Here is a 20,056-nt window from a genome sequence, read left to right as displayed (position 1 = left end):
CTTTATTAAAGTGTCGCTTTTTAGCAGATTTTTTAAAATATTTTACAAAACGTTTATTTTAAAACAATTTGCATATTTTTATATTATTTATTTATATTTTTCAATAGTATATCCTTTTATCAATAGACGAACGGTTGCCATACCATACCGCATATCGGTCGAATTTACCGATTATTTTAATGTAAAAAAGGAACTTTTTTAAAAAAACACCATACATTTTTGTTGACCGACTCGATTTGAAGCTGCATACTACACGCATATTCCGTACAAACAGTACAATAAAAAATACAAAACATTACGCTTTTACACAAAAATTTCCATTAACCACTTACTTGGGAAAACATCATGATTGACCGCCTACTACCTATTTTTGCCGTTATCGGCATCCTGTCCAGCGTCGCCTACCTGAGCTTGGCGGCATGGATGATTTACGAAAACGTTTTGAAAAAACGCCGCCTCCTCCCCCTCTAAGCGGGAAACCTTTTAAACGGCCGTTTGGAAATAAAGATAAACCCTCCCTGATTTATCTTTGTTTTCCAAACGGCCTTTATTTTTTCAGACGACCTTTTTAAACACGCGGCGGCAAATACACCGGATTGAAATCGAAATCCGCCCCGCCTCCCTTCCCATTGAGAAACAACGGCAGTCAAAACATCCTGTTTTTATTCGGCTTCGCAGTTTTCAGACGACCCCTTGCCGCCGTTTTCCAACGCCCGTTCAATCATCGCCTCGCGCAAAGCGTCCAAGCCCAGACTTTTCGTCACCGAAATATTCACGCCGACGGCGCGTCCCGAATTGTCCCGCAACACGCCCGCATCGCGCACGCCTTCCGGCAGCAGGTCGATTTTGTTGTACACGACAAGCTGAGGCACTTCATCCGCGCCGATTTCTTCCAAAACCGCATTCACATCGTCCATCTGCCGCTCGAAATCGGGATTGGACGCATCAACGACGTGCAGCAACACGTCCGCCAAAGCCGTTTCCTCCAGCGTCGCCGAAAACGCCGACACCAGCTTATGCGGCAAATCGCGGACGAAACCGACCGTATCCGTCAGAATCACGCCCGCCTCTTGCGACAGGAACAAACGCCGCGCCGTCGTATCCAGCGTGGCAAAAAGCTGGTCTTTCGCCAACACGTCCGCCTTGGTCAGACGGTTGAACAGGCTGGATTTGCCCGCGTTGGTATAGCCGACGATGGCAAAGGTTTTCAGACGACCTTCCATCCGCGATTTGCGGCGCGTGGCACGTTGTTTTTTCACTTGCACCAACTGTTTTTTCAACGCCGTGATTTTCTGCCCGATTAAGCGGCGGTCGGTTTCCAACTGCGTCTCGCCCGGCCCTTTCAGGCCGATGCCGCCCTTCTGGCTCTGCAAATGCCCGTAGCCGCGCACCAGCCGCCCGCTCAAATGGTTCAACTGCGCCAGCTCCACCTGCAATTTACCCTCTTGCGATTGGGCGCGTTTGGCAAAAATCGCCAAAATCAGACCCACGCGGTCGAGGACGCGGCATTGCAGGATTTTCTCCAAATTGCGCTCCTGCGTCGGCGTCAATTCATGGTTGAACACCGCCAACCCGATGTCGTGCAGCTTCACCGCCGCCGCCAACTCCTCCGCCTTACCCGTGCCGACGAAATAAGCCGTATGCGCCTTGTCGCGCTTGGCGGTTTCCCGCAACACCAGCTCGCCGCCCGCCGCCGCGACCAATTCCGCCGCCTCGTCCAAGGTCGTCTGAAAAGTCCGCTCGCGCACTTCGTTCGCGCCCGAATAATCCGCGCTCAACATCACCCCGACCAGCATCACGCGTTCGGGTTGCTCCAAAGATTTGTCGACGGGGAAAATGTTGCGTTTGGACAAGGAAAATCCTTTCTTTTTTTGAAAAAACGGAAAGCGGCATCCATCCGTTTGATGACTCGGCCGCTATCTGCCCTATCTCTGTTTGGCATGCCGCACGCTCCGTTGGAGGCGTTTGTTGACGCGATTGCGTGCTGCGTCAGCATCTTACACCATCCGACCGTGAAAGCATAATCAAGAAAGGTCGTCTGAAAACCGGATTGGGGTTTTCAGACGACCTTTTGTTTGTTTAAACGGTTTGAACAACGCTTCAGGCGGCTTGTTCGTGCAGCGTGTGAAGGCGGTTTTGCGCGGGGTTTTCTTGAAACCATTTCAATTCGTCGCGCAGGGAAACGACTTCGCCGATAACGATCAGCGCGGGGCGCGGGGCGTTTTCTGCCAGCTCGGACAGGTTTTTCAGACGACCTGTTACGACGCTCTGATGCGGAAGCGTGCCGTTGGAGACGATGGCGACGGGTGTGTCGCCGCTGCGTCCGTGCGCCATCAGCTTTTCGGCGGTTTCGGCGGCTTTGAGCGTGCCCATATAGACGACCAGTGTTTGGTTGCTCAGGGCGAGCGTGCGCCAGTCGGGTTGGTGGCCGTCGTGTTTGCTGTGTCCGGTAACGAAGAGCGCGCTTTGTGCGCAGTCGCGGTGTGTCAGGGGGATGCCTGCGTAGGCGGTCGCGCCCAGTGCGGCGGTGATGCCGGGGATGATGCGGTAGGGGATGTGTGCCTCTCTCAAAACTTGGGCTTCTTCGCCGCCGCGCCCGAAAACGAAGGGGTCGCCGCCTTTGAGCCGGACGACGCGCAAACCTTGGCGGGCGTATTCGACCAGGAGGCGGTTGGTTTCTTCTTGTTGGACGTGGTGCGAGCCTGCGCGTTTGCCGACGCTGATTTTGTCCGCGTCTTTGCGCACCATGCTTAAAACGTCGTCTGAAACCAAGGCATCGTGGAACACGACATCCGCCGCCTGTATCGCCTGCAAAGCGTGCAAGGTGAGCAGCCCTGCGTCGCCGGGACCTGCGCCGACAAGGACGACTTCGCCTTTTGCCGCGCCGAAGCCGTCAAGCTGCGCAGCAAGCTCTGCTTCGGCGGCATCGAGGTTGCCTTGGGCGGCAAGCGCGTTAAAGCGGCTGTCAAACAGGTTTTCCCAAAAACGGCGGCGGTTTGCCGTGCCTTTGATTTTGGCTTTGACCGCGTTGCGCCATTTGCCTGCGAGCACCGCCATTTGACCGGTGTGCAGCGGGATGAGCGTTTCGATGATCTGCCGCCACTTGCGCGCCAAAACGGGGGCGGTCGCGCCGCTGGAGACAGCGATTTTGATCGGGCTGCGGTCGATGACGGCGGGGACAGTGAAGGAACACAAATCCGCGGTATCGACGGTGTTGCAGAGTTTCGCCCGCTGCTCCGCCGCTTGGAAAATGCGGCGGTTGAAGGCGTAATCGTCGGTGGCGGCGACGGCGAAAAACACGCCGTCCAAGTCGTCCTCGTGAAATTCGCTGCCCAGCCATTCGATTTTGCCTTCGTCCGCCCATTTTTGGAAAACGGGATTGAGTTCGCGGGCGACAACCCTGACCGCAGCCCCTGCCTGCAACAGGCTTTCGGCTTTGCGTTCCGCAACTTTGCCCGCACCCGCCAGCAGGACGGGGCGGCCGTTCAAATCGGCAAACAGGGGATAATGGTTCATGGCGTGTTCTCTTATTAAGCTATCGTGCCGCCCATCTTAAAATCCCGCAGGCTTCGGCGGAAAGAATGGTTTTTGCTTATCTTATCGAATTTGGTTATATGGTGGATTAAATTTAAATCAGGACAAGGCGACGAAGCCGCAGACAGTGCAGATAGTACGGCAAGGCGAGGCAACGCCGTACTGGTTTAAAGTTAATCCACTATATGTGCCGTTTCCGTTGCCGCGCGGCAAAGGGATCGTCTGAAAACGCCAATCCCTTTTCAGACGACCCCGCCAATATAACGAAATCATCTTTGCTTCAAACAAACCATTCTTTCCGTTTTTCAGACGACCTCTTTAGAGTACCGCCTATCCGAGTTTTGCTAAAGAGAACAATATGTCTATTCAAAACCACCACCTAGACTGGCTCGAAGCCGAATCCATCTACATCATCCGCGAAGTCGTCGCCGAGGCGAAAAATCCCGCGCTGCTGTTTTCCGGCGGCAAAGATTCCGTCGTTTTGCTGGCGCTGGCGGTCAAAGCGTTCAAACTCGAAGGCCGCCCGCTCAAGCTGCCGTTCAAGCTGCTGCACGTCGATACGGGGCACAATTACCCCGAAGTGATTCAGTTCCGCGATGAAACCGTCGCACGCACGGGCGTGCAACTGGTAGTCGGCAGCGTCGAAGATTCCATCAAAAAAGGCACGGTCGTCCTGCGCCGCGAAACCGATTCGCGCAACGCCGCGCAGGCGGTAACGCTGGTGGAAACCATTGAAGAACAAGGCTTTGACGCACTGATGGGCGGCGCGCGGCGCGATGAGGAAAAAGCGCGGGCGAAAGAGCGGATTTTCTCGTTCCGCGATGAATTCGGACAATGGGACCCGAAAAGCCAGCGTCCCGAACTCTGGTCGCTCTACAATACGCGGCTCTTTAGCGGCGAAAACATGCGCGTGTTCCCCATTTCAAACTGGACGGAACTCGACATCTGGCAATACATCGCCCGCGAAAACCTCGCGCTGCCGCCGATTTATTACAGCCACAAACGCGAAGTCGTCGAACGCAGCGGGCTGCTCGTCCCCGTTACCCCGTTGACGCCGAAACGCGAAGGCGAAGTTTCACAAATCCGCGACGTGCGCTTCCGCACCGTCGGCGACATTTCCTGCACCTGCCCCGTAGCCAGCACTGCCGCCACGCCCGAAGACATCATCGCCGAAACCGCGGCGGCAACCATCTCCGAGCGCAGCGCCACGCGCATGGACGACCGCGTGTCCGAAGCAGCGATGGAAGAGCGTAAAAAGGCGGGTTATTTTTAAGCGGAGCAATCCGACCAAACCCGCGGCATTCACAATATTTATAGTGGATTAACTTTAAACCAGGACGGCGTTACCTCGCCTTGCCGTACTATCTGTACTGTCTGCGGCTTCGTCGCCTTGTCCTGATTTAAATTTAATCCACTATATATCTGAATGTTTCCCTGCCCAAGGTCGTCTGAAACCGATTTCAGACGACCTTTTATTGATACAAATCTAAAAAAACTATTTGCATCACACATGAACTTTAACCAAACAATGCCCCGCGCCCAAGCGCCAAAGCGAGCGCTTGATTCCAACACCAAATCCGCGCCATCCCCCTTTTTGCCTTCGGTTTTACCGCCCGTCCCGATTCCCATTTACCCGCCATACGCAGGATAACGATAAAACTGAAACAAACAATGAGTGTTATAATAAGTAAACCGACACACCCGACAGGTCGTCTGAAAAGGAGTAATCGACATGCCCCGACGCGTCTTTATCGTACACGGTTTTGAAGGCAATCCGCACGGTAACTGGTTTGACTGGCTCTCGGCACAAGTCCGCGCCGCAGGCTTCCAAGCCGACTCGCTGGCGATGCCCAATCCCGAACGGCCGACGGTTTCCTCGTGGCAGTTCGCCCTCGACCAAGTCATCGGCAAGCCCGACGAAAACACCTTTTTAGTCGGACACAGCCTAGGCTGCATCACCCTTCTGCACTTCCTCAGCCGTCAGCAGCCCGAAAAAATCGGCGGCTTGGTACTGGCGGCGGGATTCGCCGCCCCCCTGCCCCCGCTGCCCGCCCTTGACGCCTACATCAAAGGCGCCGCGCCCGAATTCGACATCCTGCGCAAAATCCAAATGCCCAAACACTGCATCGTCTCCGACGACGACACCCACGTCCCGCCCGAACTGACCCTGGACATGGCGGACAAACTCAAAAGCCCCGTCACCCACATCGCCCAAGGCGGACACCTGATGGCATCCGACGGCTTCACAGAACTGCCGCAGGCTTGGGAAGCCTTAAAACCGATGCTGGAAGCCAAAATCTGACCCGAACGCATCAAACACCCATCCGTACAAACCTGCATACCCGTTCCCAAACACAATCCGGTCCGAAACATCCAGACGGACACCCGATACAGCCGACAAACCTATTCAAACGAAGCCTTTGAGTTTCAATATAGTGGATTAAAATTGCAATGATACGGCGTTGCCAACGCCCTTATGTACTACCCGTACACGGCGGGCGTTGCCGCCTTGTCTCATTTTTATTTTAATCCACTATAAAATTCGGCAACCCCTGAAACCATCCTCGAACGAAACCCTAAAAACACACCGCTTCCCATAAGAAAGGTCGTCTGAAAATGCTTCACGCTTGTTTTCAGACGACCTTTGGTTTGAAGTTTCGGTGTTTTGGGGCTTTACGCCTGCGGCTCGCTCTAGCTGCGCTCATTTACCCAACCTTTTAAACTGTTTGGCAGCATATTATAGTGGATTAAATTTAAATCAGGACAAGGCGACGAAGCCGCAGACAGTACAGATAGTACGGAACCGATTCACTTGGTGCTTCAGCACCTTAGAGAATCGTTCTCTTTGAGCTAAGGCGAGGCAACGCCGTACTGGTTTAAAGTTAATCCACTATATTTGCCTGCCGCTGCGGCACGGCAGCAGTAGCGTACGGCTTTTTTCAGACGACCCGCTTGACTTTGCCTCTTGAGGGTTTACAGTACTGTCTTGGATATTTTCTACAATCTAGGATGAAATCCTGCAAGCATTTAGGTTTCGACATTTGGGCGCATCGTTTGCGTTGAAGTGTTGCAGCAGTTTGTCGGATTTCACGATATTTGCCCACAGAAAGGAAACCCTATGGAAACCCTCACGCTTCATATCGACGGGATGACTTGCGGCGGTTGCGTCAAAAGTGTTACCCGCATTTTGACCGGTATCGACGGCGTAGCCAAAGCCGAAGTCAGTTTGGAAAACAAAAATGCCGTTATTGAATTCGATCCGGCGAAAACCAATGCGGCGGCGTTGATTGACGCTGTGGAAGACGGCGGATACGACGCGGCTTTGTGATTGCTTGCGAAAAGGTCGTCTGAAAACGGATTCCGGTTCATATAGAACCGAATCAGCCGTTTTCAGACGACCTTTTTTTACGTTTTCGCCGGATATAGTGGATTAACTAAATCAGAACAAGGCGAGGTAACGCCGTACTGGTTTAAAGTTAATCCACTATAATCAAAACAAGATTCCGTCTCGGCGGTGGTCGTCTGAAAATGAAGCCTGCTTTTCAGACGACCTTATAACCAAAATTGATATCCGCCGAAGCAAACATTATTTCCGCTTTTTATTCTTTCGAGATAAAGTGCTTTGTAATCACTGCCTGTTCATGCTTGGTGCGTTACGTCCTTATCGGCAATGAATCGGGCGAATTGTTTTCCGAATTTTTCAGGAGTGTCGAATGAATATCCGCATACTGTCGCTGGCTGCCGTCATTGCTCTTTCCGCCTGCTCGCCCAAATCCGAACAGGCTGCCGACAAGGCGGCTGCGCCGGTGGCAAACGGCAAGGGCATTACGCTTTTAAATGTGTCTTATGATGTGGCACGGGATTTTTACAAAGAATATAACCCGTTATTTATTAAAGAATATCAGGCAAAGCATCATGGCGAGTCTATTGAAATCCAGCAGTCTCACGGCGGCTCCAGCAAGCAGGCTTTATCTGTGGCGAACGGTTTGGCGGCGGACGTGGTGACCATGAATCAGACTTCCGACATCGAGCTGCTCGAACAAAAAGGCTTGGTCAAATCCGACTGGGCAAAACGCCTGCCCGACCATGCCGTGCCTTACACCAGCACGACAGTTTTCCTCGTCCGCAAAGGCAATCCGAAGCAAATCAAGGATTGGAACGATTTGACCAAAGACGGGGTAAAAATCGTACTCGCCAACCCGAAAACCACGGGCAACGGCCGCTATGCCTTTTTGGGCGCATACGGCTACGGTTTGAAGGCGTTTGGCGGAGATGAAAGCAAAACCAAAGAATTTGTCGCTGCCTTACTGAAAAACACGCCGGTATTTGAAAGCGGCGGCAGGGCGGCAACGACGACGTTCAGTCAGCGCAATATCGGCGATGTTTTGATTACTTTTGAAAACGAGGCGAATCATGTCAGCAAAAAACTGACTCAAGATCAATTTGAGATTGTTTATCCGAGCTACACGATTTTGTCGGAAACGCCGGTTGCCGTCGTGGACAGCGTGGCGGATAAAAAAGGTACGCAGCAGGCGGCGCAGGAATATCTGTCCTACCTTTGGAGCAAACCCGCCCAAGAGCTTGCCGCCAAATTGTATCTGCGTCCGCGCGACAGCGAAGTCCTCGCCGCACACAAAGCTGATTTTCCGGATATCGAAACGTTCAATCCGAATGAAAAATTCGGCACATGGCCAGAAATCATGAAGAAATATTTTGCCGACGGCGGCTTGGTGGACCAGCTCTCGCCCAAACGCTAAAAGAAACAATCCGCCCAACCGGCACGCCTTGTGCCCTACCCGCTTCGGTTTGCCAAACAGGCGCAAACAGCCCGAAACCTTTTTTCAGTCAGGTTTCGGGCTGTTTTGCTTTTGAATGAACGGCATCTTTTCAGACGACCTTGTCCATCAAACTTGGCACATCATTTCACACACGGATTGTCCAAAACGACCGAGACATCGCGTTCGGCTTTGTTCATATAGGTCATGCGGACTTTCTTGCCTTTGAATTCTGCCTCGACGACGGATTCCAACGTGGCGACATCTTGGATGAAGCCGAATTTTTTGTCTTTTGCGGAAATGAATTTGACCGGTTTTTCATGGAACAGCGAGTAGAAAGACACGCCTTTATAACCTGCGGTCACGGCGCATTGCGTTTTGCTGTCGGTGGCGATGACGGAAGAAAGCGTATGAGGCTTGTGGGTACGGTCGGCGAAGGTGGTGTAGGAATCATACGATCCGAAGCTGATCCTTAATGCAAAGGTATTGCCAAGCCATTCATAGCTCGTCCTGTCTTCGGGAAGATTTTTTGCAATGGCTTTTTTGCTTGCAAAGAAAGAGCATTCTTGAGTTTTATGGTTGCAGACTTTTCTGACGCTGAACTGTTTGTCCGGAGAAGTAATGACGGTTGCGGCGGCAAGGCTGTTTGCGCTTGCTGCGGCGAACACACAGCTTAAAAGAAGTGAGCGGATGGGAAGGGACGGTTTCATTTTTTGTTTGGTGTATCGGTTGGTTTTTAATCTTGATTGAGCGGGTTTGAATGCAATGGCGCATTCAATATGCCTGCGGCGGAATGACTGCCGATATGTTGATTTCAATCCGCAAAACAGATAATCCGAAGGTCGTCTGAAACTGCTTTTTGGCGTTTCAGACGACCTTTATTTGCTTTGCGGCGCGGGTTTAGCGGAAGAAGTCGCCCATGCCTGCGGGCAGGCCTTGGGTAAATGCGCCCATGGTTTTGTTGGTGGTTTCTTCGGCTTTTTCAGAAGCGGCGTTGATGGCGGCGAGCACCAAATCTTCGAGCATTTCTTTGTCGTCTGCGGCTTCTTGAATCAGGTCGGGGCTGATTTCGAGTTTGCGCACGACGTGGGCGCAGGTCATCACGACTTTAACCAAGCCGTTGCCTGCTTCGCCTTCTACTTCGGTCTCGGCAAGTTTCGCTTGCGCTTTTTTCATGTTTTCCTGCATTTGCTGCGCCTGTTTCATCAGGCCGCCTAATCCGGCTTTTCCGAACATATTTAAAACTCCTGTGGTTGAATCGTTAAGGTTATGGGGTCATACCGTTTGGTGTGAAGGGTCGTCTGAAAGCGGGTTGACGGTTTTCAGACGACTTGAATGTTTATGTATCCGAAGGGAAACGGAAATTCCCGATTGCCATTATTCCGCCTGCTCCGCCAGTTCCAAAGAATCGGGCTGCCATTGGGCTTCGAAAACTTTTAAAACCTGACGCGCGGTTTCGTCGGCTTCGAGCAAATCCTGTGCCTGCTGCCTGCCTTCGAGCTGGAGGCGTTGGCGGCGCATGGTCGGGGTTTCCCAGCCTGCGTCGTCGCGCCACGGTTCGGTTTGCAATTTCAACGGAAGGCCGTAGGCTTCGGCAAGCGTGTTTTTGATTTTGTCGAGCCGCTCTTTGTTGGCGGTGGCGCGGGCTTCGTCGGTCATCGACAGCATCATCAGATGGCTGCCTGCGTCGTAGTGCGTCCATGCGGCGTGTTGCGCCAGCATTTGCGCGGCGCCGAGCTTGCGGGCGAAATGTCGGACGATTGCCGCCCAGTTTTCGGTAGAGAACTCGGGCAGCGGAGCGAACTGCGTGTCTTCTTCATCACCGTCTTCTTCGGCTTCCGATTCTGCTTCTGCCGTATCGGCAGGGACGGCGTGTTCCCAATCCGGCGGCGGGGGCATTTCCGCGCTATCCGCTACGGGGTAGTCATGCTCGGGCGAACCGTAATCGTAGAAAGGCTCTGCGGAAGCTTCATGCGCAAACGATTCTGCATCCACGGCTTCTTCAATCGGGGTCGTCTGAATGGGGTTTTCAGACGACGTCTCAGGCAAGGAAATATCGGTTTCGTTGTTTGCTGCCTCGTTATCGGAAACTTGATTTTCAGACGACGTTTCGTCTTGAGGGGTCGTCTGAAACGGCGTTTCTGCTTCGTTTGCGGACTGTGTGTTTGTCTCTGCTGCGTCAGAGATCGTCTGAACGCTCGCATCCGCCGTTTGTGCAGGCGTTTCTGTTACGGTTTCTGCCTTGCTCGGCGTGTCTTCCCAAGGTGGGACGTCGTTGTTTCCTTGAGTCGAAACCGGTTCGGCAACCTTGTTTTCAGACGACGTTGCAGGCGCGGGGGTCTTCTGAACGGGTGGTTCGGCGGCTTCAGACTGGGGAAGTTGTAAAGGCTTTTTTGCGGTATGAACACCCGTTTCGGCAGAATGCAGCTCGGTATTTTCAATATGTCCGCCAACGTCGTGCGCATCCGCTGCCAGCGGCGCAAACGCAAGCATACGCAGCAGGGTCATGACGAAGCCGGCGTATTCGTCGGGCGCAAGGCTCAAATCCTGTTTGCCATGGATAGCACATTGATAATAAAGCTGGATTTGTTCGCCGCTGAGTGCCTGACTCAGTTGCAACAGGGTTTCGCGCTCAGGGTCGTCGTGTGCCAAAGCGGAAGGAACCGCCTGTATCAAGGCGAGGCGTTGCAACAGCATGGCAAGTTCGCTCAACGCGCTGTCAAAGCCGATGGCGCGCGCCGCCATTTCCTGCGCTTTCGCCAGCAGGGCTTCGCCGTCCTGGTTGACGATACCCGCCAGCAGTTCGTACAGATATTGCTTGTCCACCGCGCCAATCATTTGGCGGACGTCTTGTTCGGCAACGCTGCCCGAACCCATGGCGATGGCTTGGTCGAGCAGGCTCAGGGCATCGCGCATCGAGCCTGCGGCGGCACGGCCTAAGAGTTGCAGGGCGGCAGGTTCGTAGGCGATGTTTTCGTTGTTTAAAACATGGGCAAGGTGGTCGGCAACCTGTTGCGAAGTCATGTTGCGCAAGACAAATTGCAGGCAGCGGCTCAAAACGGTAATGGGGACTTTGTGCGGATCGGTGGTCGCAAGGATGAATTTGACGTGTTCGGGCGGCTCTTCCAGCGTTTTCAGCATGGCGTTGAACGCGCTTTTGGAGAGCATATGCACTTCGTCGATGATATAGACTTTGTATTTGCCGGCGGTCGGCGCGTATTGGGCGTTTTCCAGTACTTCGCGGATGTTGTCGATGCCGGTGTTGGAGGCGGCGTCGATTTCCAGCAGGTCGACGTAGCGTCCGGTGTCGATTTGCGTACAGCTTTGGCACACGCCGCAAGGCTCGCCGTGTTGCGCGTTTTCACAGTTCAGGCTTTTCGCCAGAATACGGGCAATGGTGGTTTTCCCGACCCCGCGCGTACCGGTCAGCAGGTAGGCATGGTGCAGGCGGCCTTCGTCCAGCGCGTTGCGCAAGGCTTTGACGACGTGTTCCTGACCGACTAAGTCGGCAAAGGTTTTCGGACGCCATTTGCGGGCAAGAACTTGATAAGCCATAAGGTTTTCTCTGCTGGAAATAAATCGGAAGGTCGTCTGAAAAGTGGTTGAACGCCTTTCAGACGACCTTGGAAGATGACGGGTATTTTAGCATTTTTTTGATTTTTATTAAGGATTTTCTGTCTGCATATCGGGAAAGGCGCGTGTATAATCGTTAGAATATTACAAAATCTAAAATATCTTGAAGAACAAATCACTATGCCTGAAATCATCTTACGCAATCATTCCGCATCCATGCAGATAAACACCCTGGGCGCATATGTGGACAATTTGGTTTTACACGGTCGAGAAGTGTTATTCCCGAAAACCAGCGTCCAAGTCGGCACTGATACAAAATTACGCGGCGGGATGCACGTCTGCCTGCCGCAGTTCGGGCCGGACAGTAAAAACCATTTGGCGCAACACGGTTTCGGCAGAACCTCTACTTGGCAAATCCGTTATCAAAACGAATCGGATGTCGGCTTGAGATTGATCAGCACGGCAAAGGGCTATGAAAACGTCGAATGGCTGCTGGATTACAGCCTGCCGAACGAAAACGAAGCGGTCGCCACGCTGACCGTCTGCAATTACGGCGACGCGCCCGTGCGCACTTCACCCGGTTTCCATCCCTATTTCCCCGCCGTCGGCACCCAATTCGATTTCAACGGCGTGCCCTACGATGCCGACTATATCGCACACACGGAATTTGTCGCTTCACCGTCGGATACACATGTTGCGTTTGACGGACTGAAACTCGACATCCGAACGCAAAACCTGCCCGTTTACGCGCTTTGGAGCGACCGAAACGGACAATACACCTGCGCAGAGCCTACCGCCGAAGGCAACGCCTTTTTATCGCCTGCGCGCGGTGGGCAGTTTGTCTCGGGGCATGGCAAAAAGCGTTACGGCATGAAAATCCGTTTGATTGCTTGAATTTGGAGTGGATTTGTTTCAGGCCCTCAAATAAAAAACCACCTTGGAGAAGGTGGTTTTTAAACATTACAAACCGTTGTTGTTGATTGCATTCGCAATGTCGCGCACGGCGGTAACATACATTCGGCTGTTGTTATACTGCCAAACCGTATAGAAATTATTCAGACCGAGATAATATTCAAATACGCCCGGACTAGTTTCCAAGCTGAATAAAACGGCTTTCTCATTGTCGGCAACCGCTTTTTGCGGAACCACGCCCATCGCTTTGAAATCCGCAACGGTACGGTTCAATGCGGTTTTTTCATCAATGATGGCTTTTAAATCAGGCGTAATTGTCAGATTGACGGGAACAATCATTTTGCCGCCTGTTTTCCAGCCGTGTTGCTTCATATAATTGGCAACAGAAGCGGCAACGTCGCCGATATTGTTCCAAATATCGCGGTGTCCGTCTCCATCATAATCGACCGCCCATTTGCGATAGCTCGAAGGCATGAATTGCGGCATACCCATTGCGCCCGCATAGCTGCCTTTGAAATCAAAAACGTTCTCTTTTTCTTCTTTCGCCATCAGCAAAAGCTCAATCAGCTCGTTTTGGAAAAATTCGGCGCGGCGCGGATAATCAAAACCCAAGGTACTCAAAGCATCGGCAACGCGGAAGCTGCCCGTGTTTTTACCGTAGTTGGTTTCAATGCCGATAATCGCCACAATCAGCTCGGCAGGTACGCCGTATTTGCGTGCCACATCATCGATAACGGCACGGTTGGCAGCGTAAAACTGTTTGCCGCCGTTAAATTTCGTCGCGCCGGAGTTGCCCGTGCGGAATTCATACCAAGGGCGGGAAGTTGACGGGCGGTACATGATATTGATGATATTGCCCTTGTAAACCACGCCATTGAAAAAGTTTTGCAGCTCGGCTTCTGTAAACTGCTTTTTCGCTGCCTCATAACGGATAAACTGGCGGACATTGGTATTGGCATTAAAGCCGCTGCTGGCAACCGATTCCGCAGCAGAATCAAAAGCAGGACGCTGGTTTTTGCTTTGATTGATCGGCTCAACCGTTTTAGCAGACTCAACGTTTGTTTTGGTTGTATTGCAAGCAACAAGCAGCAACGCAGTTGATATCGCAAGAGAAGGAATAAGTTTTTTCATATCTGGATTTATAGTCACTAAGGAAGCAGTCTAAATTATGCAAAAAGGTCGTCTGAAAGACGGTAGGAATATACATTCCCTTTCCTTTCAGACGACCTTTTAAGACTGTCTATTACTCGGCAGCCGCAACAACAGCAACGGTAATCGCAGCAACAGCGTCAGTGTGCAGAGCCACTTCAACTTCGTACTCGCCTACGGCTTTCAGAGGGCCGTTAGGCAGGCGGACGTTGGATTTTGCAGCTTCAACGCCTGAAGCAACAATCGCAGCAGCGATGTCGGCATTGGTAACGGAACCGAACAGACGACCGTCCACCCCGGCTTTTTGAGCGATAGTGATGGTTTGACCATCCAGTTTTTCTTGACGTGCTTTAGCATCGGCCAAGATTTCGGCTTGTTTGGCTTCCAATTCGGCACGGCGTGCTTCGAATTCTTTCATATTGGCTTCAGTAGCGCGTTTGGCTTTGCCGGCAGGAATCAGGAAGTTGCGGGCGTAACCGTTTTTTACGGTAACGATGTCGCCCAAGTTGCCCAAACCGCCGATTTTCTCTAACAGAATAATTTGCATGATTTAAACTCCAAAATTATTTGTGTTGATCGGTGTAAGGCAGCAGAGCCAGGAAGCGTGCGCGTTTGACTGCAGTAGCCAATTGGCGTTGGTAATGCGCTTTGGTGCCGGTGATGCGGGCAGGGATGATCTTGCCGTTTTCAGAAATGAAGTCTTTCAGCAAATCAACTTGTTTGTAATCGACTTCTTGGATTTTTTCAGCCGTAAAGCGGCAGAATTTTCTACGTTTGAATGATTGACGAGCCATTGTCGTTTAACCTTTATATTCTTTAATGTTCTGTATGCGGAGTACCGGCCTTGGGAAGCGTTTGCTTCGCTGTGCGAGAAAGCCTTCTGCTTCAACCATCGTATCTTGCCGATACTGCCATTCTTCAGCCTGCTTACCTAAAATACGCGCGGGAATTTCAAAACTGACCAGGCATTTTTGCCCGTTTTCTTCCTGCCAAGATTCATGCTTTAACATAATATCCAAAACAGGGATTCCTGCCGGCGTATATCTCAAGGATTCAACCTTGTAAATCAGGGCGGTAAGCTTTGTAAGATTATCCAATCTTATTCGGCTGCTGCAACTTCTTCAGCCGCACCGTTCAGCAAGTTTTTTGCTTTTTCGCCGCCCAGCATAGGAGAGGCTTCGGTTACAGCATGTTTTGTTTTGATGGTCAGATGGCGCAGTACGGCATCGTTAAAGCGGAAAGCGGTTTCCAGCTCTTCAACTACTTCAGGAGTAGTTTCGATGTTCATCAAAACATAGTGTGCTTTGTGGATTTTGTTAATCGGGTAAGCCAGTTGACGGCGGCCCCAGTCTTCCAAGCGGTGGATTTTGCCGCCGGCTTCGGCAATCATGGTTTTGTAACGTTCAACCATAGCAGGCACTTGCTCGCTTTGATCAGGATGAACGATAAACACGATCTCATAATGACGCATGTTATCTCCTTATGGATGATTAAATACAGCCTTTTGCCATGCGAAAGCAAAAGGCAAGGTTGAAAGCGTCGGATTATAACCGAAATTCAAGCCTGTCACAAGCAGACAATGCAGTCTGAAAATATTCCGTTTTCAGACGACCTCTATCCTCATCAAATCATCCTTATCCATCCCACCGTGACATTCCAGATAAACTTCAACATCATTCCCCTGCCAAACACAGGCAACAGCAAATCCATCAGACAACATCGCTGTCATTCCATGCCAATCCGAACATCCGCACACCTGTATTTCCTTTTTTCCATCTGCCGTAAATCGATAGCCAACCTTGCGCATATCCTCGGGAAAATCCAAATCCGCCGCCTTCAACAGTGCTTCTTTAATGCACCACAGTCGATAAAATTCTTCCTTATCCCAATCTCTGGATGCCAAATATTCCTTTTCCCACTCAGTACATACCCACTCCGCCAACGCCTGAAAATCACGAAAACGGATTTTCTCAACATCCACACCGGCGGACAGACTATTTGATGTACACAACACCGCAGCAATGCCGTGACTATGGCTGAGCGAAACGATTGGATGTTTTGATTTTTGTTTAAGGGCGCGACTGACTTTCCAATCTATTCTTTCCGACAATTGCGGTGATTGGGCTATCCTCTGCCTATCATGCTGACTTAAAGAATCATCACAATAAGTTTCGGCAAGTAGCTCATCTCCGAGCAGGCAATACAAATGCTTCTTCATCGGACATCCAAAACAAAATTTTCTAAAACCAAAATGAGCCGACAGCATATACCCACCGGCTCATTTCAACACATTGCAAGCATCAAGCTACCATTTAAAGATAACAGTTAGACCAAATTACCGCCAAACCATAATTTGGTCGTTACACTTTTAATGCAAGCTTCCTTTTAAGACCACTCGGCTGTTCCAAGTAGCAACATGGCATTCATACTCATTGCCGCCAACGGTTTTTTTGTCAAAATAGCTGACTAAGCGTACGGATTTCGCTTTTCTTTGTACCGCAGTGCTTTGGAAGCGTTTCACTGTACTCAAGAAAGCACGCTGGCAGGACTCCTCCGGACTTTTACCGACCATGTTGGCAATTTGACGGGAGACCAAAGTGGTATTACCGGTGCTGCCGTAAGAAACTTTGATATTAGGATTCAGAACAGATTTCGCTTCATCGGAATTCAGTGCAACACTTGCCTTACACATATAAACGTCATTTTTTCCTTTGCCATTCACTTTATGCCCTTCACCCACACTGCGGCATGCTCCTGAATCTTTCCCGGCATGTTGTTCATGAGATGAAGCCGAGCCTGAATTTCCGGCAGAAGATTCCGATTTTGATTGGTTACTAGCACATGCAGAAATGGCTAACACTGAAGACAAAGCGATTAGATAAGAAAAACGGCGCATTTCAATAACTCCCGAAAGTAGTTTGTAAATAAGGATTACGATTTGTTATTGTAATGCATTGCGGATTATCTGATAAGAAATAAATCATCTCTTCTTTTACAAAAATCCCCTCTCACCGCACGACTTCAAATATTGTTATAAAGCAAATTGTATGAACTCTCTCTTTCAGACGACCTGCAATTCGCCACACACATAAAATCATCTGAAAAATAGACAAACTTTATCATCAACCGTTAGACTGCCCAGATTATGTTACGGATACGCTTATGAATATCTTAATTTCCAACGACGACGGCTACCTAGCCCCCGGCATTGCTATTTTGGCACGCGTTGCAGCAGAATTTGCCAATGTCCGCGTAGTTGCACCCGAACGCGACCGCAGCGGCGTCAGCAATTCTTTAACACTTGACCGCCCGCTGCAAATAAAAGAAGCCTCAAACGGTTTTTACTATGTCAGCGGAACGCCAACCGACTGTATCCATGTCGGACAACACGCCCTGCCCGATTTCAAACCCGATTTGGTTTTATCCGGAATAAACAATGGCGCCAACATGGGGGACGACACCCTCTACTCAGGTACAGTCGCCGCAGCAACCGAAGCCTATCTGATGGGCATTCCCGCCATCGCTTTTTCATTGAATGATTCACGCGGCCGCTATTGGAAAACCGCTGAAAAATCCGTTTGGATGTTGCTAGAATATTTGTTAAAAAATCCTCCTAAAGAGCCTATCCTGTGGAATATCAATATCCCCGCAGTCATGCCTGAAGACATACAGGGCATTAAAATTACACGATTGGGCAGAAGACACCACGAGCAAAGTATCGTCCCCATGCACAATCCGCGCGGAGAACCGATTTACTGGATAGGGCCGGTCGGCAACATTTCCGACCAAGAGGAAGGCACCGACTTTGGAGAGTGCGAAGCAGGATTCATCACTATCACCCCCCTGCAAATCGACCTGACAGCCTACAACCAACTCCAAAGCGTCAGCGAGTTTTGGCAAGGCATAAAAACCTCAAACACATAACCTTTTCAGACGACCCACTTCTGATATAGTGGATTAACTTTAAATCAGGACAAGGCGACGAAACCGCAGACAGTACAGATAGTACGGAACCGATTCACTTGGTGCTTCAGCACCTTAGAGAATCGTTCTCTTTGAGCTAAGGCGAGGTAACGCCATCCTGGTTTAAAGTTAATCCACTATAAACAGTTATTTTGAAATGAAACCCTACATTAAGCCCATAACCGCTGTCTGTCAGATTTTCAAACAGGTGAACCAGTCAAAATCAGGCACTTTAACAGTTACTAACGGCTGCAATACTTGAGAACAGGGCGTATTTTTATTATGATATGTCCCAATAAAACAACAACCCGATATAAAGGTCATCCAATCATGTTGAAAAAAACCGCATTTTACGCAGGGTCGGCAGCCCTCGCCCTCATACTCAGCGCATGCGCCAGCCAACAACCTGCGCCCGTCGTCGTAGGCAATTCCGGCAGCAATTCCGGTTCTGCAAACACAGCCTCCAACAATCCATATGGTGCAGCGCCTTACGAAACTAATGCGGCCAACAACGACGCCCCTTATACCCCTCCCGCCTCCACTCCTCCTGCCAACAGCAGCTACCCTTCCGGCCCTACCGGCTCTTACACACCTTCTTACGCGCCGGTGGACATCAATGCTGCAACACACACCGTAGTGCGCGGCGATACCGTTTATAACATTTCCAAACGTTACCAAATTACCCAAGACAACCTCCGCGCATGGAACGGCTTGGCAGACAACACCATCAGCGTCGGACAAACCCTCCGCGTCAAACCGAACGGCTACAGCGCCCCAACCGCTACTGCGTCCGTTCCAACACCTCCTCCGACACACACCGCCTCCCCCAAACCTACTCCTGCACCACTTAACACCCCGACCGTTTCTACAGGCGGTACCCGCACAGTCAGCGGCATCACATGGCAACGTCCGACCGTCGGCAACGTCATCAGCAACTTCGGCGGCAGCAACAAAGGTGTAGACATCGGCGGTACAGCCGGCCAACCTGTCGTTGCCGCTGCTGACGGCAAAGTCGTCTATGCCGGCTCAGGTTTGCGCGGTTACGGCAACCTGGTCATCATCCAACACAACTCATCTTATCTGAGCGCATACGGCCACAACCAACGCTTGCTGGTCAATGAAGGACAACAAGTCAAACGCGGCCAAACCATCGCAAACATGGGTAATACAGACGCCAGCCGTACACAACTGCATTTTGAAGTGCGCCAAAACGGCAAACCGGTCAACCCTGCAAACTACGTTGCATTTTAAAATCAATACCATACAAAACCGCCCAAATTGGGCGGTTTTTATTTTCAAAGACAAAAGCCAACCGCCCCAATTCACAACAATATTGACTTATATTGAATTTCTCCCGTCAATACACCCGTACAATTAAACTTATTGCCGTCTCCAGTATTTTTCAGACGACCCTCAAGACGTTTCCGTCTTTTGAAATCTTTCTCAAAGCTTTTCTTCTCAAGGAGTCATCATGCAACAATACACCCTAGATCCCAAAGCCCTGCTCGGCGGCGTTATCCATAGCGATATCGACCAAGAAATCGTTCAACTCTCCCTGCAAAAGGATAATGAAATCCCCGATTATCAAGCCGATGCCATTATTCTCCTGCTGGTACTCAACGGCAGCGCCAAAATCATCACCCAAACCAAAACCCTCTCCACGCAAGGACTCCAAGTCGTCCGCCTTGAACCCAACGAAACCCACAGCATACGCGCCCTACAAGACCACACCAATATACTGGTCATCAAGCAGCTTACTTACGCTTCCGGCCTGAATAAAAAACTGCGTTTCGGTAAATGTTGCCTATAAAGGAAAGAGGTCGTCTAAAAACCAAGGAAAATGGTTTTCAGACGACCTCTTCAGCATTCAACCTAATTACTGTTCAAAAAGAACGATAAATCAAAGTTTCAACACAAGACAACTTATAGTGGATTAAATTTAAATCAGGACAAGGCGACGAAGCCGCAGACAGTACAGATAGTACGGAACCGATTCACTTGGTGCTTCAGCACCTTAGAGAATCGTTCTCTTTGAGCTAAGGCGAGGCAATGCCGTACTGGTTTAAAGTTAATCCACCATAATTCCACATTCCTGCCCCCCCTACTTTGTTTATCCGCATTCAGTAAAAAAGGTCGTCTGAAATTTTTCA

23 protein-coding genes are annotated in these 20,056 nt (G+C 50.7%); 9 read left to right on the top strand and 14 right to left on the bottom strand.

The genetic code is table 11. From position 1 onward, the window contains the following. The first annotated feature begins 345 nt into the window (after positions 1-345). On the top strand, positions 346-471 hold the full coding sequence (locus MON40_RS13350; protein WP_003757417.1) for a hypothetical protein: 126 nt from the start codon (positions 346-348) through the stop codon (positions 469-471). A 191-nt stretch (positions 472-662) separates the two neighbouring features. On the opposite strand, the gene hflX is transcribed toward MON40_RS13350, so the two are convergent. The 3 genes from hflX to MON40_RS04050 all read right to left on the bottom strand — a co-directional run bounded on the left by hflX (position 663) and on the right by MON40_RS04050 (position 3,807). Beyond that, positions 663-1,853, bottom strand: a complete 1,191-nt coding sequence (gene hflX, locus MON40_RS04060) for a GTPase HflX (protein ID WP_003777332.1) — start codon at positions 1,851-1,853, stop codon at positions 663-665. 247 nt (positions 1,854-2,100) lie between these two features. After that, complete coding sequence (cysG, locus tag MON40_RS04055; protein ID WP_003777329.1) at positions 2,101-3,516, bottom strand: siroheme synthase CysG; 1,416 nt, start codon at positions 3,514-3,516, stop codon at positions 2,101-2,103. Positions 3,517-3,633: 117 nt separating this feature from the next. Further along, entirely contained in the window at positions 3,634-3,807 is a 174-nt protein-coding gene (locus MON40_RS04050) for a hypothetical protein (protein ID WP_242925998.1), read from the bottom strand. Positions 3,808-3,892: 85 nt separating this feature from the next. On the opposite strand from MON40_RS04050, the gene cysD reads away from it, so the two are divergent. Next, positions 3,893-4,807, top strand: a complete 915-nt coding sequence (gene cysD, locus MON40_RS04045) for a sulfate adenylyltransferase subunit CysD (RefSeq protein WP_003777324.1) — start codon at positions 3,893-3,895, stop codon at positions 4,805-4,807. Positions 4,808-4,845: 38 nt separating this feature from the next. Here cysD and MON40_RS04040 read toward each other — a convergent pair whose 3' ends face one another. After that, a complete protein-coding gene (locus MON40_RS04040) occupies positions 4,846-5,163 on the bottom strand; it encodes a hypothetical protein (protein WP_003777322.1) in 318 nt (105 codons plus the stop codon). Positions 5,164-5,266: 103 nt separating this feature from the next. Between MON40_RS04040 and MON40_RS04035 the strand changes: the two genes are divergently transcribed. From MON40_RS04035 to MON40_RS04025, 3 genes are all read left to right on the top strand, one after another. Then, positions 5,267-5,836: an RBBP9/YdeN family alpha/beta hydrolase gene (locus MON40_RS04035; protein WP_003765204.1), complete on the top strand. Its 570-nt coding sequence runs from the start codon at positions 5,267-5,269 to the stop codon at positions 5,834-5,836. Between the two features lie 816 nt (positions 5,837-6,652). Continuing rightward, the gene (locus MON40_RS04030) at positions 6,653-6,862 is read left to right on the top strand and encodes a heavy-metal-associated domain-containing protein (RefSeq protein ID WP_003757400.1); all 210 of its coding nucleotides are present in this window, start codon (positions 6,653-6,655) and stop codon (positions 6,860-6,862) included. Positions 6,863-7,247: 385 nt separating this feature from the next. Then, entirely contained in the window at positions 7,248-8,291 is a 1,044-nt protein-coding gene (locus MON40_RS04025) for a sulfate ABC transporter substrate-binding protein (RefSeq protein ID WP_003777317.1), read from the top strand. 161 nt (positions 8,292-8,452) lie between these two features. Here the strand turns inward: MON40_RS04025 and MON40_RS04020 are convergent, their stop codons facing one another. The 3 genes from MON40_RS04020 to dnaX form a co-directional block, all read right to left on the bottom strand. Then, positions 8,453-9,019: a hypothetical protein gene (locus MON40_RS04020; protein WP_003757391.1), complete on the bottom strand. Its 567-nt coding sequence runs from the start codon at positions 9,017-9,019 to the stop codon at positions 8,453-8,455. A gap of 190 nt (positions 9,020-9,209) precedes the next feature. Then, positions 9,210-9,545, bottom strand: a complete 336-nt coding sequence (locus MON40_RS04015) for a YbaB/EbfC family nucleoid-associated protein (protein WP_003744574.1) — start codon at positions 9,543-9,545, stop codon at positions 9,210-9,212. 141 nt (positions 9,546-9,686) lie between these two features. After that, positions 9,687-11,864: a DNA polymerase III subunit gamma/tau gene (dnaX, locus tag MON40_RS04010; protein WP_003777314.1), complete on the bottom strand. Its 2,178-nt coding sequence runs from the start codon at positions 11,862-11,864 to the stop codon at positions 9,687-9,689. Between the two features lie 198 nt (positions 11,865-12,062). Between dnaX and MON40_RS04005 the strand changes: the two genes are divergently transcribed. After that, positions 12,063-12,776 carry an aldose epimerase family protein gene (locus MON40_RS04005; protein WP_039862822.1) on the top strand — a complete coding sequence of 238 codons (714 nt, stop codon included), beginning with the start codon at positions 12,063-12,065 and terminating at the stop codon, positions 12,774-12,776. A 66-nt stretch (positions 12,777-12,842) separates the two neighbouring features. On the opposite strand, the gene mltB is transcribed toward MON40_RS04005, so the two are convergent. The 7 genes from mltB to MON40_RS03970 form a co-directional block, all read right to left on the bottom strand. Next, complete coding sequence (gene mltB, locus MON40_RS04000) at positions 12,843-13,925, bottom strand: lytic murein transglycosylase B (RefSeq protein ID WP_003757382.1); 1,083 nt, start codon at positions 13,923-13,925, stop codon at positions 12,843-12,845. A 112-nt stretch (positions 13,926-14,037) separates the two neighbouring features. Then, positions 14,038-14,490: a 50S ribosomal protein L9 gene (gene rplI / locus MON40_RS03995; RefSeq protein ID WP_003743490.1), complete on the bottom strand. Its 453-nt coding sequence runs from the start codon at positions 14,488-14,490 to the stop codon at positions 14,038-14,040. A 16-nt stretch (positions 14,491-14,506) separates the two neighbouring features. Then, positions 14,507-14,737 (bottom strand): 30S ribosomal protein S18, encoded by a 231-nt coding sequence (rpsR, locus tag MON40_RS03990; RefSeq protein WP_003678863.1) that lies wholly within the window; start codon positions 14,735-14,737, stop codon positions 14,507-14,509. A gap of 6 nt (positions 14,738-14,743) precedes the next feature. Next, positions 14,744-15,040 carry a primosomal replication protein N gene (gene priB, locus MON40_RS03985; protein ID WP_003777307.1) on the bottom strand — a complete coding sequence of 99 codons (297 nt, stop codon included), beginning with the start codon at positions 15,038-15,040 and terminating at the stop codon, positions 14,744-14,746. A gap of 2 nt (positions 15,041-15,042) precedes the next feature. After that, on the bottom strand, positions 15,043-15,414 hold the full coding sequence (rpsF, locus tag MON40_RS03980) for a 30S ribosomal protein S6 (protein WP_003757376.1): 372 nt from the start codon (positions 15,412-15,414) through the stop codon (positions 15,043-15,045). 132 nt (positions 15,415-15,546) lie between these two features. After that, positions 15,547-16,161 (bottom strand): 4'-phosphopantetheinyl transferase family protein, encoded by a 615-nt coding sequence (locus tag MON40_RS03975; RefSeq protein WP_003777303.1) that lies wholly within the window; start codon positions 16,159-16,161, stop codon positions 15,547-15,549. Between the two features lie 150 nt (positions 16,162-16,311). Then, entirely contained in the window at positions 16,312-16,839 is a 528-nt protein-coding gene (locus tag MON40_RS03970) for a hypothetical protein (protein ID WP_231286251.1), read from the bottom strand. 266 nt (positions 16,840-17,105) lie between these two features. On the opposite strand from MON40_RS03970, the gene surE reads away from it, so the two are divergent. The 3 genes from surE to MON40_RS03955 all read left to right on the top strand — a co-directional run bounded on the left by surE (position 17,106) and on the right by MON40_RS03955 (position 19,716). Beyond that, positions 17,106-17,867 (top strand): 5'/3'-nucleotidase SurE, encoded by a 762-nt coding sequence (surE, locus tag MON40_RS03965; RefSeq protein WP_003777302.1) that lies wholly within the window; start codon positions 17,106-17,108, stop codon positions 17,865-17,867. Between the two features lie 369 nt (positions 17,868-18,236). Further along, positions 18,237-19,157: a peptidoglycan DD-metalloendopeptidase family protein gene (locus tag MON40_RS03960; protein WP_003757365.1), complete on the top strand. Its 921-nt coding sequence runs from the start codon at positions 18,237-18,239 to the stop codon at positions 19,155-19,157. A gap of 220 nt (positions 19,158-19,377) precedes the next feature. Then, positions 19,378-19,716: a cupin domain-containing protein gene (locus MON40_RS03955; protein WP_003777299.1), complete on the top strand. Its 339-nt coding sequence runs from the start codon at positions 19,378-19,380 to the stop codon at positions 19,714-19,716. Positions 19,717-20,056: the final 340 nt, after the last annotated feature.

Source organism: Neisseria macacae ATCC 33926 (assembly GCF_022749495.1).
Taxonomy (GTDB): Bacteria; Pseudomonadota; Gammaproteobacteria; order Burkholderiales; family Neisseriaceae; genus Neisseria; species Neisseria macacae.
The sequence above is the reverse complement of the archived record's forward strand: the minus strand, read 5'-3'. Positions and strand labels throughout refer to the sequence as shown.

Coding starts and splice junctions, on each gene's coding strand:
- MON40_RS03970 (WP_231286251.1), bottom strand. CDS start 16,839: ATGCGCCGTTTTTCTTATCTAATCGCTTTGTCTTCAGTGTTAGCCATT.
- MON40_RS04015 (WP_003744574.1), bottom strand. CDS start 9,545: ATGTTCGGAAAAGCCGGATTAGGCGGCCTGATGAAACAGGCGCAGCAA.
- dnaX (WP_003777314.1), bottom strand. CDS start 11,864: ATGGCTTATCAAGTTCTTGCCCGCAAATGGCGTCCGAAAACCTTTGCC.
- MON40_RS04005 (WP_039862822.1), top strand. CDS start 12,063: ATGCCTGAAATCATCTTACGCAATCATTCCGCATCCATGCAGATAAAC.
- MON40_RS04030 (WP_003757400.1), top strand. CDS start 6,653: ATGGAAACCCTCACGCTTCATATCGACGGGATGACTTGCGGCGGTTGC.
- MON40_RS13350 (WP_003757417.1), top strand. CDS start 346: ATGATTGACCGCCTACTACCTATTTTTGCCGTTATCGGCATCCTGTCC.
- surE (WP_003777302.1), top strand. CDS start 17,106: ATGAATATCTTAATTTCCAACGACGACGGCTACCTAGCCCCCGGCATT.
- MON40_RS03975 (WP_003777303.1), bottom strand. CDS start 16,161: ATGAAGAAGCATTTGTATTGCCTGCTCGGAGATGAGCTACTTGCCGAA.
- MON40_RS04025 (WP_003777317.1), top strand. CDS start 7,248: ATGAATATCCGCATACTGTCGCTGGCTGCCGTCATTGCTCTTTCCGCC.
- cysD (WP_003777324.1), top strand. CDS start 3,893: ATGTCTATTCAAAACCACCACCTAGACTGGCTCGAAGCCGAATCCATC.
- MON40_RS04040 (WP_003777322.1), bottom strand. CDS start 5,163: ATGGGAATCGGGACGGGCGGTAAAACCGAAGGCAAAAAGGGGGATGGC.
- rplI (WP_003743490.1), bottom strand. CDS start 14,490: ATGCAAATTATTCTGTTAGAGAAAATCGGCGGTTTGGGCAACTTGGGC.
- rpsR (WP_003678863.1), bottom strand. CDS start 14,737: ATGGCTCGTCAATCATTCAAACGTAGAAAATTCTGCCGCTTTACGGCT.
- MON40_RS03955 (WP_003777299.1), top strand. CDS start 19,378: ATGCAACAATACACCCTAGATCCCAAAGCCCTGCTCGGCGGCGTTATC.
- mltB (WP_003757382.1), bottom strand. CDS start 13,925: ATGAAAAAACTTATTCCTTCTCTTGCGATATCAACTGCGTTGCTGCTT.
- rpsF (WP_003757376.1), bottom strand. CDS start 15,414: ATGCGTCATTATGAGATCGTGTTTATCGTTCATCCTGATCAAAGCGAG.
- MON40_RS03960 (WP_003757365.1), top strand. CDS start 18,237: ATGTTGAAAAAAACCGCATTTTACGCAGGGTCGGCAGCCCTCGCCCTC.
- MON40_RS04035 (WP_003765204.1), top strand. CDS start 5,267: ATGCCCCGACGCGTCTTTATCGTACACGGTTTTGAAGGCAATCCGCAC.
- cysG (WP_003777329.1), bottom strand. CDS start 3,516: ATGAACCATTATCCCCTGTTTGCCGATTTGAACGGCCGCCCCGTCCTG.
- MON40_RS04050 (WP_242925998.1), bottom strand. CDS start 3,807: ATGATTTCGTTATATTGGCGGGGTCGTCTGAAAAGGGATTGGCGTTTT.
- MON40_RS04020 (WP_003757391.1), bottom strand. CDS start 9,019: ATGAAACCGTCCCTTCCCATCCGCTCACTTCTTTTAAGCTGTGTGTTC.